Here is a 16,398-nt window from a genome sequence, read left to right as displayed (position 1 = left end):
TATGATATGCCTGCACAGGTGCTTGCCCGCAAGGGGGGCATGCACTATGACGCGCACATGACGCGGCCCGGGGCGGGCATGCGCACGACACAAAGAGGTGAGCATGGCACGCCGCAAAAAGATTTATGAAGGCAAGGCGAAAATTCTGTATGAAGGCCCCGAGCCAGGCACATTGGTGCAGTATTTCAAGGATGATGCGACCGCTTTCAATGCTGAGAAAAAGGCGGTCATCGAAGGCAAGGGTGTGCTGAACAACCGCCTGTCGGAATATTTCATGACCGGGCTGGGCCAGATCGGGATTCCCACGCATTTCATCCGGCGCCTGAACATGCGCGAACAATTGATCCGGCAGGTGGAAATCATTCCGCTAGAGGTGATCGTGCGCAATTTTGCCGCTGGCACGATGGCCAAGCGCATGGGCATGGAAGAAGGCACGCCGCTGCCGCGCCCCATCGTGGAATTTTCCTACAAGGATGATGCGCTGGGTGATCCGTTGGTCCCCGAAGAATATATCATCGCCTTTGGCTGGGCGTCCCAGCAGGATATGGACGACATCGTCAGCCTTGCCCTGCGGGTCAACGACTGGATGTCGGGCGTCATGTATGGCGTGGGGATCAAGCTGATCGACTTCAAGATCGAGGTGGGCCGCGTCTGGGACAATGAATTCCCCCGGCTGTTGCTGGCCGATGAAATCAGCCCAGACAGCTGCCGCCTGTGGGATATCGAAACGGGCCAGAAGCTGGACAAGGACGTGTTCCGCCGTGATCTGGGCAACTTGACCGATGCCTATACAGAAGTGGCGCGTCGTTTGGGTGTGTTGCCGTCGAATGTGACCCACAGACCGAAACCGACGCTCATCAACTGACGGATCGTTTTTGAGTATTTTTGGCAAGATGATGAGGAAAGAGGCGCTGACATGAAAGCTCGCGTGTATGTAATGCTCAAGACTGGCGTGCTGGACCCGCAGGGCGAGGCGGTGCGCCACGCGCTTGGCAGCCTTGGGTTTGATGGTGTGAACGCTGTGCGGCAGGGCAAGGTGATCGAACTTGATCTGGCCGAGGGCACGACCGAAGAAACCGTCAGGTCCATGTGCGAAAAGCTGTTGGCGAACACTGTGATCGAAAGCTACCGGATCGAGGTGCTGTGATGCGCGCGGCGGTCATCGTTTTCCCTGGTTCCAACTGCGACCGTGATATGGCTGTGGCTTTGCGCGCGGCTGGGGCCGACGTCAGCATGGTCTGGCACAAGGACGCAACTTTGCCCGATGGCGTTGATCTTGTCGCTATTCCTGGCGGGTTTTCCTTTGGCGATTATCTGCGTTGCGGGGCAATTGCCGCGCAGTCGCCAATCTCTCGGGCGGTGGTCGCGCATGCCGAGCGGGGCGGATATGTGCTGGGGGTGTGTAACGGGTTTCAGGTCTTGACGGAAACCGGTTTGCTGCCCGGTGCGCTGATGCGCAATGCCAACCTGAAATTCCTTTGCAAGACCGTAGACCTGAGGGTCGCAACGACCGATAGCGCCTTTACGGCGGGTTATCATGCCGATGAGGTGGTTGCGCTGCCGATAGCCCACCATGACGGGAACTACACCGCCGATGCCGATACGCTCGCGCGGCTTGAAGGCAATGATCGCGTGGCCTTTCGGTATGTGACGAACCCGAACGGGTCGATTGCGGAGATTGCCGGGATCCTGTCGGAAAACCGTCGGGTGTTGGGGATGATGCCGCACCCCGAGCGGGCAGTGGACGCGCGCCACGGCAGCACTGCCGGCGAGCCCTTGTTTGCCGGTCTTGTGGGCCAATTGGCGCTGACATGATAGCAGCCTGCTTGTCGCTGCGGTGATCTGCACATAAACTGGTGTCATGAAAAAGACGCAAGCGCAGGGCAGTCGGCATGCGGCGGGCAGATGGTATCTGCGTCTGTCTATCGTCGTCATTTGCGGTCTGGCGCTGATCGTCATTTACGTCAGCAACCATTTCCTGACCGAACGTTTTACCGAAACGATCCGTAACCGGTCAGAGGTGCGCGTTGCACTTTATGTGACCAACCTGATGAGCGAGTTGCAACGCAATTCCGTTGTGCCGCAACTGTTGGCACGTGATCCCGAACTTATAAAAGCCCTGGACAACAAAGATTATTCATTATCGACGGCGCGGCTGCTGTCATTTGTCGATGAAATTGGGGCTGCGAACTTGATGTTGCTGGACCGCGACGGTCGCACAGTGGCGGCCACCGACCGCAACCGGCTTGGCGAAAACCACCGTGCAGCGCCGTTTTTTGTCAATGCGCAGCGCAGCAACCGCACCGTCTATACCACCGTTCGCAAGGAAACAGGGGCCTATGATCTGATCTACGCCCGCCGGATCGACATGGGCGGGCAAATGCTGGGCGTGATCACGATCGAGCTTGATGTCCCCCGGCTGGAACGCGGCTGGGCGGGTGTGTCTGATGCGGTCATTGTGATGGACAGCGAAGGCACGATCATCATGTCAACAGAACCCCGTTGGCGCGGCCTGCAAGAATCCGAAGCGCTCCAGCGCCAGTCGGCCCCATCGGCCATTCAGCGGGCATTGCAGGCAACCCAAGGATGGGCGGCGCTACCCGCCGATGGCTATCTGCGGGGCGAGGCTGTGCTGCGCCGCGAGGCGCGCGTGCCGCATCAGGGCTGGCGGATGGTGACTTTCACCACATATGCATCGGTGCGCGAAAGGGTGAACGGTGTTCTGGCCATCGAAGTGATGGGCTTTGCACTGATCATGGCGGGACTGTTTTGGTTGTCATCGCGCCAAACCGCATCCCGCCTTGTGTTGTTTCAGCGCGAATCTGCGGAATTGCGCGTATTGAACCAACGGTTACAGCGTGAAATCGCCGAACGTGAAAAGGTTGAAAAGACCCTGGAAGTGGCCGAACAGACCATTGCGCAGTCATCAAAACTGGCCGCCTTGGGTGAAATGTCAGCCGCCGTCAGTCACGAGTTGAATCAACCATTGGCCGCCATGAAAACCTATCTGGCGGGTGCGCGCCTTTTGCTGCAACGCCAGCGCCCGCAAGAGGCGCTATCGTCTTTCCAGCGTATTGATGACCTGATCGAACGCATGGGCGCAATAACGCGGCAACTGAAATCTTATGCCCGCAAGGGCGCGGTCGGATTTGAACCTGTCGATACCCGCGCGGCCGTGTCGTCCGCCTTGGCCATGATGGAGCCGCAGTTGAAATCCTCTGCGGTCAATATCATCCGGATGCTACCGAACGAACCGGTCATGGTCTTGGGTGACAGGCTGCGCCTTGAGCAGGTCATCATCAACCTTTTGCGCAATGCACTTGATGCCACGCAGAATGCCGCCGACCCGACCATAGAAATCTGGTTGGCTGCAGGGGATCGGGTCACACTTCAGGTCCGCGATAATGGGGAAGGAATAGACAATCTGGATGATCTGTTCGAGCCTTTTTACACAACAAAGCAACCCGGTGACGGGGTGGGGCTTGGGCTTGCCATTTCATCGGGGATCGTCAACGAACTGGGTGGCCGTCTGACTGCCCGTAATGCCGCAGATGGCGGCGCGATTTTTGAAGTGCAGCTTCCACGCCTGAAACAAGACCTCGCCGCCGCTGAATAAGGACGCAGACTATGAGCAAAGTCATGAAAATTGCGATCGTCGATGACGAAAAGGACATGCGCCAGTCGATCAGCCAATGGCTGGCGCTGTCAGGGTTCGATACCGAAACCTATGCCTCTGCCGAGGATGCGCTGAAAGGATTGGGCAGCGACTACCCCGGGATCGTGGTCAGCGATATCAAGATGCCGGGCATGGACGGGATGCAGTTCTTGCGCAAGCTCAAGGGGCTCGATAGTTCGCTGCCTGTGATCATGATCACAGGCCACGGCGATGTGCCAATGGCGGTTGAAGCCATGCGGTTTGGCGCTTTCGATTTTCTGGAAAAGCCCTTTAACCCCGACCGCATGACCGAATTGGCCAAAAAGGCCACGCGGGCCCGCCGGTTGACGCTGGACAACCGCGCCCTGCGGCGGGAACTGTCAGACGGGTCTGCCTTGATGCAAAAATTGATCGGGCAGTCTGCGGCGATGGAACGGTTGAAAGAGGATATTCTGGATCTGGGCCAAGCCGATGGTCACGTGCTGGTCGAAGGCGAAACAGGCACAGGCAAGACGCTGGTGGCGCATGCGCTGCACGCAGTGGGCGCGCGGGCAAATCGTAAATTCATGCTTCTTAGCTGTTCCGCTTTTGACGAAGACACACTGGCACGGCGGATCTTTGGCCCGGCACAGCAGGACGAACCCATACCGGCTATGGAAGAGGCCCGCGGCGGCACGCTGGTGCTTGAGGATATCGAGGCCCTGAGCGGTGCCTTGCAAGCCCGCCTGCTGACGGCGATCAACGAACAGGGCATCCCGGCAGAAACCCGTATTGTGGCGATCTGCAATCTGCAGGAACAGGATAAAACCTGCGAAAGCGTGCTGCGCCCTGATCTGTTTTACCGCCTGGCCGCGTTGCGCATCACTGTGCCGCCGCTGCGCCAGCGCGGCGAGGATATCCTGACACTGTTCACCCGGCTCAGCGAACAATTTGCCGAAGAATACGGCTGCAACGTGCCCGAGGTCAGCGCACAGGAAGCCGCCCAACTATTGCAGGCCCCTTGGCCGGGAAATGTGCGCCAGCTGATCAATGTGGCCGAACGGGCGGTGTTGCAGAACCGGCGCGGGTCGGGGTCGATTGCATCACTTTTGATGACGGATGCAGACGACAGCAGGCCCGCCATGACGACCGAAGGCAAGCCGCTGAAAGAATTCGTCGAAGCGTTCGAGCGCATGCTGATCGACAACACCATGCGCCGGCACAAAGGGTCTATCGTTTCGGTGATGGACGAATTGTGTTTGCCCCGCCGGACCTTGAACGAAAAAATGGCGAAATACGGTCTGCAACGGTCTGATTATCTTTGATAATTGGCGATGTTGGGGGGGGTGCAAGTCGCCACTTGTGCAAGCCCCCCTTCGTCCCTTATGTATATAGAACGGGTGTTCGTGCGAAGGCTGCACGGTGCCGCCCGGGAGAATTCTCTGCTGTGAACGATGCGACGGGCTCTTCCCGCGTGTTTCCAGCAGCTGATTTGGCTGAAAGGCCAGAAGAACGCCATTGGCCGCGCGGCGTTTTGCGCGGACCGGGCCTTGAATGGGCCCCGGCATGTTCCGGGGTCGGAGAAGAAACGCGATGCGACGCGCGCAACACAGCTGCAATGACACGGTGGCCCTGATGGGCGTCGTCACTGCCCGCGCGGATATCGCCTTTATTAGACATGCGACCAAGACAGCCGGGCCCCCTGGGTCGGTTTTAAGGCCATGTGCGAACGGAAAAAATGCCAAAGAAAATGCTTATCGACGCGACACATGCGGAAGAAACCCGCGTTGTGGTCGTAGACGGCAACAAAGTCGAAGAATTTGATTTTGAAAGCCAATTCAAACGCCAGCTTGCTGGTAACATCTATCTTGCAAAAGTAACGCGGGTCGAACCTTCGCTACAGGCTGCCTTTGTGGATTATGGCGGTAATCGTCATGGTTTCCTTGCTTTTTCGGAAATCCACCCGGATTATTATCAGATCCCGGTCGCCGACCGCGAGGCATTGATGGCCGAGGAAAAAGCTTATGCCGAAAGCCTGAAGGCCGAGGAAGACAACGACGAAAGCCCAAAACCCCGCCGCCAGCGGTCGCGCTCAAGGGTCCGTTCGGCCGCGACCGAAGATCTGGATGCCGTTGCAACCGCAGAGGTCGAAACGCCAGAGGATGTGATCTCTGGTGACGTTGCGGGTATGGAAACCATCGATTTTGCGGATGACGAAGAAGGCAGTTCCCCCATGGAACTTGTCCGCGAAACACCCGTTGAAACCCCAGCTGCCGGGGAAGATGACGATGATGACAACGGCGATACCGACGATCTGGATGACAACATCGAAAGCGTTGTTGAAGACGATGATACCGATGATGTCCTCCCTGCGCGCAAACCCCGCCCCAAGCGCTACAAGATCCAAGAGGTGATCAAGGTCCGGCAGATTCTGCTGGTGCAGGTGGTCAAGGAAGAACGCGGCAATAAGGGTGCTGCGCTGACGACCTATCTGTCGCTGGCCGGTCGCTATTGCGTTTTGATGCCGAACACGGCCCGTGGTGGTGGCATCAGCCGCAAGATTACCAACATCGCTGATCGCAAAAAGCTAAAGGAAATTGCGGGTGAATTGACCGTGCCTGACGGTGCCGGTCTGATCATTCGCACCGCCGGATCACAGCGCACCAAGGCCGAGATCAAGCGCGATTACGAATACCTGCAACGCATGTGGGAACAGATTCGCGAATTAACGCTAAAATCCATCGCCCCTGCAAAGATCTACGAAGAGGGCGATCTGATCAAACGGTCGATCCGAGATCTGTATTCCAAGGACATTGACGAGGTGATCGTGGCAGGCGAGGCGGGCTATCGCACCGCCAAGGACTTCATGAAAATGATCATGCCGTCACATGCCAAGAACGTGAAATACTACGCCGAACAACTGCCCCTTTTCGCCCGCTTTCAGGTCGAAGGTTATCTGGGCGGCATGTTCAACCCGACTGTGCAACTGCCATCTGGCGGCTATATCGTGATCGGCATCACCGAGGCGCTGGTCGCCATCGACGTGAACTCTGGCCGCGCTACCAAGGAAGGCTCGATCGAACAGACCGCGCTGAAAACCAATTTGGAAGCCGCCGATGAGGTGGCCCGCCAGTTGCGCCTGCGTGATCTGGCCGGTCTGATCGTCATCGACTTTATCGACATGGACGAACGCAAGAACAACGCCGCTGTCGAAAAGCGTTTCAAGGACAAGCTGAAAACCGACCGTGCGCGCATTCAGGTGGGCCGGATTTCCGGCTTTGGTCTGATGGAAATGTCGCGACAGCGCCTGCGCCCCGGCATGCTTGAGGCGACAACGCAGATGTGTTCGCATTGCCATGGCACGGGCCTGTTGCGGTCTGACGATAACGTGGCGCTGTCGATCCTGCGCGCGCTGGAAGAGGAAGGCGTGCGCGCCCGCACGAAAGAAGTGCTGGTCAAGGCACCGATTTCCATCGCCAATTTCCTGATGAACGGCAAACGCGAACATATCGGCGATGTCGAAACCCGCTATGGCATGTCGGTGCGGATCGAATGTGACCCGACGCTTGTATCGCCTGACTTTGCCATCGAAAAGTTCAAGACAGCGACCCGTGTGGTGCCTGATGCGGTGCCTTTTGTTAGCGCGGTTGTGATGGTTGACGAAGATGACGATGATATCGCCGAGGATCAAGAGGAACCAGTCGCGCAGACCGAAGTGCAGGCCACAGATGCCGATGGTGATGACAAGCCCAAACGCAAGCGGCGGCGGCGGCGGCGGCGGCGTCCCAATGATGCAAACGGTGATGTTCAGCAGGCAGATGGTGCAACATCTGACGCTGAAGCGACCGACACACCGGCAACCGATGCGCCTGTCGAAGCAGTGACAGAGGTTGCCTCTGAAGAGGAGACTGCGGTCTCGGCAGCGCCCAAACGCCGCCGGACGCGCACACGCAAAACCGCTGACACGCCTGTTGCAGAAGCCGCAGAATCTGTCACAGGTTCAGATGCAGCAGAGCAGGTCGAAAACGAAGCGGCCGAAGCGCCGGCGCCGAAAAAGCGCACGCGGAGCCGCCGTAAACCTGCGACAGCGGCGGACCCTGCTGCGGTCACCGCAGAGGCTGGCGCGGCAGACCCTGCCCAAACCGCCGAGCCCGAGCCAAAGCCAAAGCCGAAACGCCGTAGTCGTGCCAAGCCCGCGCCCGTGACACAAGAGGCACCCGTCGCAGAAGATGCCGCACAAGTCACGCCAGAGGTCAGCGATGACGTCGCCGCGCCGACCGCAGAAAAGACAGCGCCGGTGGCGGCCGTGGCCGCAGAACCGGTTGCCGTCGCTCCGACAGCGCCAACGCCTGAACCAACGCCTGCTGCCGTCAAACCGGACGCGCCTAAGCGTAAAGGCTGGTGGTCACTGGGCCGCGGCTGAATATCAAAAGGCCGCGCTGACACAGCGCGGCCTTTTTCGTTGCGGCAATCCCGATCAGGCCTTGCGGATCAGATAGATTTGCCCTGCATCCGCATCCGCGATCCCCAATAAATCATGTCCGGCCTCGGCGCAGAAATGTGGCACATCGACAATGGCTGCAGGATCGTCGGCCAGCATGCGCAACACTTGGCCAGACGCCAGCGATTGCAGGCGTTTGCGGGCTTTCAGGACAGGCAAAGGGCATAATAGCCCTTTGGCATCAAGTTCAGCATCGTAATTCATGCCACAGGGTTAGGCGGGATGTTTCAACTTGTCCACCAAGATGTGAGATCAACCCACGTGACCTTGCCCTGGGGCTAGCGTAGTTAATGGGCAAAGGGGTATGGTATGTTTGATACAGCTTTGATCTTTGACGCAGGACTGCTGCCTGCCATGATCGTTGCAATGATGGCGGGGCTGTTGTCATTTCTCAGCCCTTGTGTGCTGCCGATTGTGCCCCCCTATCTGGCCTATATGGGCGGCGTGTCCGTGACCGAGATGGAACACGCGCGCGCGGCTCGCCGCCGGGTGTTCCTGACTGCGATATTCTTTGTGCTGGGGCTTTCCACAGTGTTCTTACTGCTTGGGTTTGCCTTTTCCAGTATGGGGCGGATGTTTTTGCAGTTTCAGGATGCCTTTGTCACGATTGCGGGTGTGGTCATCATGATCCTTGGTGCGCATTTCATCGGGGTGTTCCGCATCGGATTTCTGGACCGCGAAGTGCGTGTTGACGCAGGCGACAAGGGCGGGTCTGCCTTTGGGGCCTATGTGCTGGGGTTGGCCTTTGCCTTTGGCTGGACACCCTGCCTTGGGCCTATTCTTGGCGCGATACTGGGGCTTGCGGCATCCGAAGGCGATGTGACCCGGGGCACAGTTCTCTTGGCGTTTTACGCCTTGGGACTGGGCATTCCTTTTTTGCTGGTGGCCGCGTTTTTCCCCCGGCTTAAAGGCGTGATGGCGTGGATGAAACGGCATATGTCACGGATCGAACGGACGTCGGGCCTGTTGTTGTGGACTGTGGGGCTGATGATGCTGACCGGGCAGTTTGCGGCGTTCAGCTATTGGTTGCTGGAACGGTTTCCCGCGCTTGGGTTGATCGGATAGCGCTTATCTTTCTGCGAAAGACCCGCTAGTTTGCCGCCCATGGTATCATGCAGTTTATATCCATGAACGCCCAAGCTGTGCCCGTGAGGCGCCGACAGGTGTTTCATATCCCCGGGTATGATCCGATACATCCACGCCGTTACCGCGAACTTTACCGCAGCGAAGGGGCCGCACAGGCGCAAATCAGCGGTTATCGGATCAATCTCAGTGCCAATCCGGGGGCCGATACCTTTGGGTGGATTGTGGATGGGCAGATCGACGGCAAAGATGTGTCGGCGCAAATTGATGTGCTGGTCTGGTCTGATATCGTGCGCGAAAGCATGGCGCAAAGTATTCCGGCGACATATTGGCAAATGCTGCGCACGGCATGGCTTTATCTTTCAACAGGCACGCTGCGGCGGTTGATGTGGATGCGCAAGGGGCCGGTGATTGCAGCCTTGTATCCTGTCGCGATGTTGCTGGGGCAATTGGCGCTGGCGGCTGTGCTGGGTTGGTTGGCAGGGCAGGTGATGGCGCTGGTGCTGGGGCGGGTGGGTCTGCCGGGAATTTCCAGGCTTCTGCTGCAATACGCGGTCTGGGCGGCGGTGACGATCGTGCTGTTGCGCTGGTTCAAATCGAGGGATGACAAACTCTTTGCTTATTACCTGATGCATGACTACGCTTTTGCGGCAAGTGCTGGCGGCGCGAACCCGCCAGCACTGGAAGCGCGACTTGCCCAATTCACCGACCAGATTGCGCAGGCGTTCCTTGATCCCGTGGACGAGGTCTTGGTCGTGGGCCATTCGTCGGGTGCGCATCTGGCGGTTTGCGTGGTCGCTGACCTGATCCGACAGGGGCGCGTGCCGCAGGGCGGGCCAAGGCTGGCCTTGCTGACACTGGGGCAGGTGGTGCCGATGGCGTCATTTCTGCCCAAGGCACGGCGGTTGCGGGCTGATCTGGCCTATCTTTCGATCCAGGATGCGCTGACATGGGTTGATGTTTCTGCCCCAGGTGACGGATGCTGCTTTGCCCTGTGTGATCCGGTCGCGGTGACGGGCGTGGCCCTGCCGGGCAAACGCTGGCCATTGGTGATCTCGGCGGCGTTCACGCAAACGCTGTCGCCCGGCCGTTGGAAGGCGCTGCGCTGGCGGTTTTTCCGATTGCATTTTCAATATCTCTGCGCCTTTGACCGGCCTGGCGATTACGACTATTTCCAGATCACCGCAGGCCCGATGACGCTCGCGGATCGGTATCGTGACAGACAGGCCTCAAAATCGCGGATTGATGTCGCGGTGTCGAAATACACAGATATTGCACCATGAAAACCAACCTGGCGCCCAAACCGCCCGCGCGACCGGACAAGGTATCGCTGTGGCGCTATAGCCGGCTGTTCCGGCAGGATATTCTGTCTGCCCAACCCGAGCGCCTGTATGGTGCGTGGATGGCGGCGTTTCGCACGCCGTTTTTTCGCAGTTACCTGATCAATGATCCCGCCCTGATCCGCCAGGTTTTGCACGAAAGGCCCGATGATTTTCCGAAATCCGATCGCATTGGCGCCGGATTGCGCCCGCTTTTGGGCAACAGCGTTTTTCTCGCTAACGGAGAGGCGTGGAAACGTCAGCGCCGAATTATCGACCCCGCGTTTGAAGGCGGCCGCTTGCGTGATACTTTGCCCGCCATTCTTGCCGCCGGCGACAGCGCCGTGACCCGCTGGGCGCCACTGGCCGACGAAACACCACACGACATCGAGATATTGACCAGCCATCTGACGGCTGATGTGATTTTTCGGGCCCTGTTTTCAATCCCGATCGACGATGCCGTTGCACGGGACGTTTTTGCCGCCTTTCAGGCGTATCAGCGGGCGCAGCCGCTTTTGAACCTTGCGGCCTTTGTGCCGGGGCCGCGCTGGATGCCACGGTTTTTCCGGCCCGGTGTCCGGCGGCCTGCCCGTCATATCCGCACGCTGATGACGAAACTGACCAAGGCGCGCCTTGCCAGAATTGCGGCAGGGACCGCCCCGGATGATCTGGCCACCAAGATCATGACGACAAAAGATCCGCAGACCGGGGCCGAATTCAGTCTGCGGGAAATGGTTGATCAGGTCGCAATATTTTTCCTTGCGGGCCACGAAACCAGCGCTTCGGCGCTGTCATGGGCGCTTTATCTTCTGGCGCGCTATCCTGATTGGCAGGACAAGGTCGCGCAAGAGGCGGCTGGCTTTGACGGGACATTTGGCGCCTTGTCCAGCCTGAAGGTCACGCGCAATGTGTTTCGCGAAACGCTGCGCCTTTATCCGCCGGTGCCGATGATGGTGCGCGAATCCACACGCCCAGAGGTGTTTCGCAACCGCGATGTGCGCCCCGGTGCGCAAGTGGTGCTGTCGCCTTGGCATTTGCATCGGCACAGGCGGTTCTGGGATGCCCCTGATGCCTTTGATCCGGCCCGTTGGGACAGTGACGCAGGCAAGGCCGCCGCCCGTGATGCCTATATGCCATTTTCTGCCGGACCCCGGGTTTGCACCGGGGCGGGCTTTGCGATGATCGAAGGCGTGGTGCTGCTGGCACAGATTTTGCGACACTATCGCTTTGTTATTGTTTCCGATTCAGAACCTATGCCAGTGGCGCATCTAACGGTGCGGTCACGGGATGGGATCGTGTTGCGATTCGCTAAGCGTTAAACAGATCGTGGCAGTCATATGTGCAAATCGACAGATTTGCTGCATTTGCAGGCCCCCGATGAACACAAGATGTATGGGTTGCCCCAATTGGGACCTATCTGCGCCATTTTTCAAATTGTTGTTTTTCTTACTATGGACAGAAGGACTGGTGTCTGATCATACTCGGGTCAGAAATAGGTGAACAGTCTGCCTTGCTTTTGACCTAAATCACCGTGTTTCGAAAAGAGAAGTCAATGTTTGTGCCTATTGGGGGATACGATGACGATATCGCTGCCAGATCCATCCAAGATTGGCCTTATGGGCCTTCTGGGCAAACGCCGTCGCGACGAAATCAAATTGACCGCTGCGCCAAGACCGCTGAAACCACATGAAATTGCAAAACGTTTCGCAAAATCAGGCCAGCCGGAACAGGCCAAGCCAGCAAGGTTGAGCGATGCCGAAAAAAGCGATCGCGCGCGGTTGTCGAATTTGCGCGGTGCGCTTTATTCCAAGGATTGATCGCGCGTCTGATCGTTAAGCGGGCCATGGTCCGCTAGCGCACGTTCCAGAACAAAAACCCGCAAGGCCGAGGCGAGACTGATATCCCCCCGGCCTTCATCTATTTCAGCGGCCAGACCATTGATCGTTTTGCCGTCCTGATCTGCAATCGTGCGGAATCTGTCCCAGAAGATATCTTCGAGCGAAACGCTTGTGCGGTGCCTGCGCAGGGTCAATGACCGTTTGACGGGGCGTCGATGATCATTCATCTTCGAACTTCATCTGGTCCAGCCGGTCGCGCGCTTTTTGGGCCTGTGCAGCCTCTAACAACCGCTGGCTTTTGGTGCGGCCAAAGCGGATGGCGTTTTCATCCGCTTTGGCCTTTTCTTCGGCCCTGTCGCGCGCCTTGCGCGCCTTGTTCAGATTGACAGGTGTCACTTGGGGCCGATCATGTCTTCGGGGCGAACCACTTTGTCGAACGTCGCCTCATCCACAAACCCCAGATTGATCGCTTCTTCTTTCAGGGTGGTGCCGTTCTTGTGCGCGGTCTTGGCGACGGTTGTGGCATTGTCGTAACCGATAGTGGGCGCCAGCGCGGTGACCAGCATCAGCGATTCCCGCATCAGTTTTTCGATCCGCGTCCGGTCTGCCCGAATACCGACCACGCAGTTGTCGGTAAATACACTGCTGGCATCGCCCAAAAGTTGCATGGATTGCAACACGTTATAAGCCATCATCGGCTTCATCACGTTCAGTTCGAAATGTCCCTGTGATCCGGCAAAACCGACGGCGGCGTCGTTGCCCATCACATGCGCGCAGACTTGCGTAATCGCCTCGACCTGTGTGGGGTTGACCTTGCCGGGCATGATGGATGACCCCGGTTCGTTTTCCGGCAGCATCAGTTCGCCCAACCCGCAACGTGGACCAGACCCCAGCATCCGAATATCGCAGGCGATTTTATAAAGGCTGACAGCGACTGTTTTCAAAGCACCCGAGAGTTCTACCAGCGCATCATGGGCGGCCAAGGCTTCGAACTTGTTGGGGGCGGTGACGAATGGCAGGCCGGTAATGTCCGCCATATGGGCCGCGACCGTTTCACCCCAGCCTTTTGGCGTGTTCAACCCTGTGCCAACAGCAGTTCCGCCCTGCGCCAGTTCGTAAATTGCGGGCAACGCCGATTTGATCCGGCGGATACCCATGGCGACCTGATGCACATAGCCGGAAAATTCCTGGCCCAGCGTCAGCGGCGTTGCATCCATCGTATGGGTGCGGCCGATCTTGATGATGTCGTTAAATTCGCGTTGCTTTTGTTCCAATGCGGCATGCAGTTTTGCCAGACCTGGCAACAACACATCATGTGCGGTGGTTGCCACGGCAATATGCATTGCTGTCGGAAATGTGTCGTTGGACGATTGGCCCATGTTGACATGATCGTTGGGGTGAATGGGGTCTTTTGACCCGATCACGCCGCCCAGAATTTCAATGGCGCGGTTGCTGATCACTTCGTTGGCGTTCATGTTCGACTGGGTGCCTGACCCGGTTTGCCACACGACGAGTGGGAAATGATCGTCCAGCTTGCCAGCGACCACTTCGGCGGCGGCGGCGATAATGGCGTCGGCGCGTTCTGCGTCCAGTTTGCTGCGGTCCTTGTTGGCAATGGCGCAGGCTTGTTTGATCACGCCCAGCGCGCGCACGATGGCAATAGGTTGTTTTTCCCAACCGATGGGAAAGTTTTGCAGCGATCGTTGGGTCTGTGCGCCCCAATAGCGGTCGGCGGGGACCGCAAGCGGGCCAAAGCTATCGGTTTCGGTGCGTGTCGCGGTCATGATCTGGCCCCTTTTGCGTTGCTGTTGGGGGCGGTTTAAGGCCGCGCGGGCCTTGGCGCAAGATCAGCTATTTGCGAAATTTATCAAGGCTGACAACATCGGCTGGTTTGCGGTCGGTTTCCGGTTCGTTCTCGGGTTCGACCATTTCATCCATCGGCGCCTCTGTGGTGGGTTCTTCGGCGGTATCCTGTGTTTCAAACCGCAGACCGAATTCGACAGACGGATCAACAAAGGTCTTGATCGCATCATAAGGGATATAAAGCGTTTCTGGGTTGTCGCCAAAGTTCAGCGTGATGGTAAACCCGTCATCTGTTGCTTCCAGATTGTCGAACCAATGCTGGATTACGACCGTCATTTCACCCGGATAGCGGTCTGACAGCCAATCCGCGATTTCGACATCGGGGTGCATCGTATCAAAGGTAACAAAGAAATGGTGCGCGCCGGGCAGTCCATTTGCAGCGACATCTGCCAGAACCTCCTGGATCAGGCCGCGCATGGCGCGGTGCATCAGATTTCCATAATCGATGGAGCGGGTCACGGCATCACGTCCTTTCCTTTGACAGGTGCAGCATACGGGATTCTGTTGTGGATGAAAGACCCCTGATCAGGTTGCGCGCATTGCCGATCAATCGCAAGGCGCGGCCCCCGCGCGGCCCCGTAAAATCAGCCACAGCACAAACCATGGTAACAGGCTTGCGATCGCCCCGACGACGGTGGTCGTGATGTCTGCCAAAGGTCGCAGACAAGGCCGCCCGTCTTGCGCCGCAGCCATCACCCCAGAACTTGACTAAGCTCGCGGAAAATTTTGGTGCGGATTGCGCGCGGATAATCACGGTGAGTGCGGGCGGTGATGACAAAACCATTCCGGGTGATCAACGCATTGCGGTAAAATCCGGTGATCGCCAGCCCCATCGATTCAATGGCAATCCCGTTGATCGTGACACCGGCGCGTTCGGCGGCATTGCGGGCCGCGCGCACGTCTGACCCTGCATTGGGGGTGCCGTCGCCTGAGACGTCAATCACCTTATGCGCGCAGTCCGGAACCTGTGCGAACAGTTCCAGCGCGAAATAAACCGCTTCTGCGGGGGCCGTATCCGACAGGACAAATGCACGGGGCATCGCGGCAGCTTGCGCGGCCAGCGCCTGCGCGTCCAGACCGGTATTAATGCGTTGCCATGGAATGCTTAGCGCCTGTTGGTCAACGCCCGACCATTGCACAACCGCAATGGCGGTTTGCCCCCGCACCATCGCATCGACAATTTCAGGGTCGCGCAATGCTGCGGCCATGCCATCGGTTTGCAGCCGGTATTCTGCCGCATCGACGGAATTCGACACATCCACCATCAGCACAAGCGCCGTATCACAGGCCCACGCAGCCAGGGGAAAAACAGATAGCGCAAGGCCAAGCAAGGTTCGAACCATAGCCGCATGGTGCGCAGGCGCGGGCGGCAATGCAAGCCATCGTAAGGGGGAAGGTGCAGGTTTCTGTTGCCAGGTACCTGCGGACCCCGCCTATGGTCGCAAAACCATAGGGCTTAAGGTTTCAATAGTTCCGACTGCTTACGCAGCCATCGCCATTGGTGCTTTGTTGTCATTTGCAACTAGCTTTTTTGTACCGATAACGGTGGTAACTCACCGAGACAAAGCAAAACCCCTTTAGACGTTCGTCGATCCTGTTTCGTCCCCATGGCTGCCAAATGAGCAGTTTTTGGTGGAGACGCCGGGTACCGCCCCCGGGTCCGATCCGCGTATTACGAGCGCGTTTATGTCCATAGTCCCGAAAGACATTTGTTAAATAGGGGGTGTGGGGGGCGCTTGCAAGTGGTTGCGCTACAGATTCAGTGCAACAGCTGGCAAGCCAACGCCCAGCTCGACTGCGAAAAATACCCATTTCTTGCGGCTTTGCCTATCCAGCAGCAGCGATGTCGCACGCCCCATCGCGGCACCCAACCAGCAAAACCCCAGCATTGCATAGGCGGTAGGGGTGCCGATGATCAGCGCGCCAATCCCCATTCCCACGAACAATGCCCCGGCGGATGCGCGAATTTCAGACGGCCCCATCCCGCTGCGGCCAGCTGTCAGGTCAAGCGTGGCCAGCGTGTAACGCGGCGCAAGCCAGCCAAAACAGCCCAGTCCGATGCTGGTGATGGCAAAAGCGAGATTAAGAAGATCCATCTGTGTGTTCCTGTTGCTTGCCCGCTGTAACGGTGGCGCGCCAGTGACAGGTCAAGCTGTGGTG

At 58.0% G+C, this 16,398-nt stretch carries 17 protein-coding genes and 1 other RNA gene; 10 read left to right on the top strand and 8 right to left on the bottom strand.

What is annotated here, in order from left to right:
* Positions 1-103: 103 nt before the first annotated feature.
* The 6 genes from purC to IBX59_RS09985 all read left to right on the top strand — a co-directional run bounded on the left by purC (position 104) and on the right by IBX59_RS09985 (position 8,057).
* Complete coding sequence (gene purC / locus IBX59_RS10010; protein WP_296375055.1) at positions 104-865, top strand: phosphoribosylaminoimidazolesuccinocarboxamide synthase; 762 nt, start codon at positions 104-106, stop codon at positions 863-865.
* 51 nt (positions 866-916) lie between these two features.
* Positions 917-1,147 carry a phosphoribosylformylglycinamidine synthase subunit PurS gene (gene purS / locus IBX59_RS10005; protein WP_296375052.1) on the top strand — a complete coding sequence of 77 codons (231 nt, stop codon included), beginning with the start codon at positions 917-919 and terminating at the stop codon, positions 1,145-1,147.
* Complete coding sequence (gene purQ, locus IBX59_RS10000; RefSeq protein WP_296375050.1) at positions 1,147-1,815, top strand: phosphoribosylformylglycinamidine synthase subunit PurQ; 669 nt, start codon at positions 1,147-1,149, stop codon at positions 1,813-1,815. Before purS ends, purQ begins: the two co-directional genes overlap by 1 nt.
* A gap of 46 nt (positions 1,816-1,861) precedes the next feature.
* Positions 1,862-3,616, top strand: coding sequence for an ATP-binding protein (locus IBX59_RS09995; protein WP_296375049.1), 1,755 nt, complete (start codon positions 1,862-1,864; stop codon positions 3,614-3,616).
* Between the two features lie 11 nt (positions 3,617-3,627).
* Positions 3,628-4,959, top strand: coding sequence for a sigma-54 dependent transcriptional regulator (locus IBX59_RS09990; RefSeq protein ID WP_296375048.1), 1,332 nt, complete (start codon positions 3,628-3,630; stop codon positions 4,957-4,959).
* A 413-nt stretch (positions 4,960-5,372) separates the two neighbouring features.
* The gene (locus tag IBX59_RS09985; RefSeq protein ID WP_296375047.1) at positions 5,373-8,057 is read left to right on the top strand and encodes a ribonuclease E/G; all 2,685 of its coding nucleotides are present in this window, start codon (positions 5,373-5,375) and stop codon (positions 8,055-8,057) included.
* 54 nt (positions 8,058-8,111) lie between these two features.
* Here the strand turns inward: IBX59_RS09985 and IBX59_RS09980 are convergent, their stop codons facing one another.
* Positions 8,112-8,339 carry a sulfurtransferase TusA family protein gene (locus IBX59_RS09980; protein WP_296375044.1) on the bottom strand — a complete coding sequence of 76 codons (228 nt, stop codon included), beginning with the start codon at positions 8,337-8,339 and terminating at the stop codon, positions 8,112-8,114.
* A 105-nt stretch (positions 8,340-8,444) separates the two neighbouring features.
* Between IBX59_RS09980 and IBX59_RS09975 the strand changes: the two genes are divergently transcribed.
* From IBX59_RS09975 to IBX59_RS09960, 4 genes are all read left to right on the top strand, one after another.
* Positions 8,445-9,200: a cytochrome c biogenesis CcdA family protein gene (locus IBX59_RS09975; protein ID WP_296375042.1), complete on the top strand. Its 756-nt coding sequence runs from the start codon at positions 8,445-8,447 to the stop codon at positions 9,198-9,200.
* A 62-nt stretch (positions 9,201-9,262) separates the two neighbouring features.
* Positions 9,263-10,501, top strand: coding sequence for a hypothetical protein (locus tag IBX59_RS09970; RefSeq protein WP_296375040.1), 1,239 nt, complete (start codon positions 9,263-9,265; stop codon positions 10,499-10,501).
* A complete protein-coding gene (locus tag IBX59_RS09965; protein WP_296375038.1) occupies positions 10,498-11,856 on the top strand; it encodes a cytochrome P450 in 1,359 nt (452 codons plus the stop codon). Before IBX59_RS09970 ends, IBX59_RS09965 begins: the two co-directional genes overlap by 4 nt.
* Positions 11,857-12,114: 258 nt before the next feature.
* A complete protein-coding gene (locus IBX59_RS09960) occupies positions 12,115-12,354 on the top strand; it encodes a hypothetical protein (protein WP_296375037.1) in 240 nt (79 codons plus the stop codon).
* Here IBX59_RS09960 and IBX59_RS09955 read toward each other — a convergent pair.
* From IBX59_RS09955 to IBX59_RS09925, 7 genes are all read right to left on the bottom strand, one after another.
* Positions 12,339-12,602: a ribbon-helix-helix domain-containing protein gene (locus IBX59_RS09955; RefSeq protein WP_296375035.1), complete on the bottom strand. Its 264-nt coding sequence runs from the start codon at positions 12,600-12,602 to the stop codon at positions 12,339-12,341. The genes IBX59_RS09960 and IBX59_RS09955 overlap by 16 nt on opposite strands.
* On the bottom strand, positions 12,595-12,771 hold the full coding sequence (locus IBX59_RS09950; RefSeq protein WP_296375033.1) for a DUF4169 family protein: 177 nt from the start codon (positions 12,769-12,771) through the stop codon (positions 12,595-12,597). Before IBX59_RS09950 ends, IBX59_RS09955 begins: the two co-directional genes overlap by 8 nt.
* Positions 12,768-14,159 (bottom strand): class II fumarate hydratase, encoded by a 1,392-nt coding sequence (fumC, locus tag IBX59_RS09945; protein WP_296375031.1) that lies wholly within the window; start codon positions 14,157-14,159, stop codon positions 12,768-12,770. The genes IBX59_RS09950 and fumC overlap by 4 nt, the downstream gene beginning before the upstream one ends.
* A 67-nt stretch (positions 14,160-14,226) precedes the next feature.
* Positions 14,227-14,697 (bottom strand): SspB family protein, encoded by a 471-nt coding sequence (locus IBX59_RS09940; protein ID WP_296375029.1) that lies wholly within the window; start codon positions 14,695-14,697, stop codon positions 14,227-14,229.
* A 233-nt stretch (positions 14,698-14,930) separates the two neighbouring features.
* Positions 14,931-15,581, bottom strand: a complete 651-nt coding sequence (locus IBX59_RS09935; protein ID WP_296375027.1) for a DUF1194 domain-containing protein — start codon at positions 15,579-15,581, stop codon at positions 14,931-14,933.
* Between the two features lie 52 nt (positions 15,582-15,633).
* Positions 15,634-15,984, bottom strand: a transfer-messenger RNA (tmRNA) gene (gene ssrA / locus IBX59_RS09930).
* Between the two features lie 5 nt (positions 15,985-15,989).
* Positions 15,990-16,334 carry a DUF4345 family protein gene (locus tag IBX59_RS09925; RefSeq protein WP_296375025.1) on the bottom strand — a complete coding sequence of 115 codons (345 nt, stop codon included), beginning with the start codon at positions 16,332-16,334 and terminating at the stop codon, positions 15,990-15,992.
* Positions 16,335-16,398 lie beyond the last annotated feature (64 nt).

This window comes from Yoonia sp. (assembly GCF_014859355.1).
Lineage (GTDB): Bacteria > Pseudomonadota > Alphaproteobacteria > Rhodobacterales > Rhodobacteraceae > Yoonia.
Note: the sequence above shows the minus strand (reverse complement) of the source record. Positions and strands in the feature narration are given on the sequence as shown.

What these genes read in the sequence shown, in the direction of transcription:
- IBX59_RS09985 (WP_296375047.1), top strand. Translation starts at nt 5,373, where the DNA reads ATGCCAAAGAAAATGCTTATCGACGCGACACATGCGGAAGAAACCCGC.
- IBX59_RS09995 (WP_296375049.1), top strand. Translation starts at nt 1,862, where the DNA reads ATGAAAAAGACGCAAGCGCAGGGCAGTCGGCATGCGGCGGGCAGATGG.
- IBX59_RS09965 (WP_296375038.1), top strand. Translation starts at nt 10,498, where the DNA reads ATGAAAACCAACCTGGCGCCCAAACCGCCCGCGCGACCGGACAAGGTA.
- IBX59_RS09990 (WP_296375048.1), top strand. Translation starts at nt 3,628, where the DNA reads ATGAGCAAAGTCATGAAAATTGCGATCGTCGATGACGAAAAGGACATG.
- IBX59_RS09955 (WP_296375035.1), bottom strand. Translation starts at nt 12,602, where the DNA reads ATGAATGATCATCGACGCCCCGTCAAACGGTCATTGACCCTGCGCAGG.
- IBX59_RS09970 (WP_296375040.1), top strand. Translation starts at nt 9,263, where the DNA reads ATGAACGCCCAAGCTGTGCCCGTGAGGCGCCGACAGGTGTTTCATATC.
- IBX59_RS09925 (WP_296375025.1), bottom strand. Translation starts at nt 16,334, where the DNA reads ATGGATCTTCTTAATCTCGCTTTTGCCATCACCAGCATCGGACTGGGC.
- IBX59_RS09960 (WP_296375037.1), top strand. Translation starts at nt 12,115, where the DNA reads ATGACGATATCGCTGCCAGATCCATCCAAGATTGGCCTTATGGGCCTT.
- IBX59_RS09975 (WP_296375042.1), top strand. Translation starts at nt 8,445, where the DNA reads ATGTTTGATACAGCTTTGATCTTTGACGCAGGACTGCTGCCTGCCATG.
- IBX59_RS09980 (WP_296375044.1), bottom strand. Translation starts at nt 8,339, where the DNA reads ATGAATTACGATGCTGAACTTGATGCCAAAGGGCTATTATGCCCTTTG.
- purQ (WP_296375050.1), top strand. Translation starts at nt 1,147, where the DNA reads ATGCGCGCGGCGGTCATCGTTTTCCCTGGTTCCAACTGCGACCGTGAT.
- IBX59_RS09935 (WP_296375027.1), bottom strand. Translation starts at nt 15,581, where the DNA reads ATGGTTCGAACCTTGCTTGGCCTTGCGCTATCTGTTTTTCCCCTGGCT.
- fumC (WP_296375031.1), bottom strand. Translation starts at nt 14,159, where the DNA reads ATGACCGCGACACGCACCGAAACCGATAGCTTTGGCCCGCTTGCGGTC.
- purS (WP_296375052.1), top strand. Translation starts at nt 917, where the DNA reads ATGAAAGCTCGCGTGTATGTAATGCTCAAGACTGGCGTGCTGGACCCG.
- purC (WP_296375055.1), top strand. Translation starts at nt 104, where the DNA reads ATGGCACGCCGCAAAAAGATTTATGAAGGCAAGGCGAAAATTCTGTAT.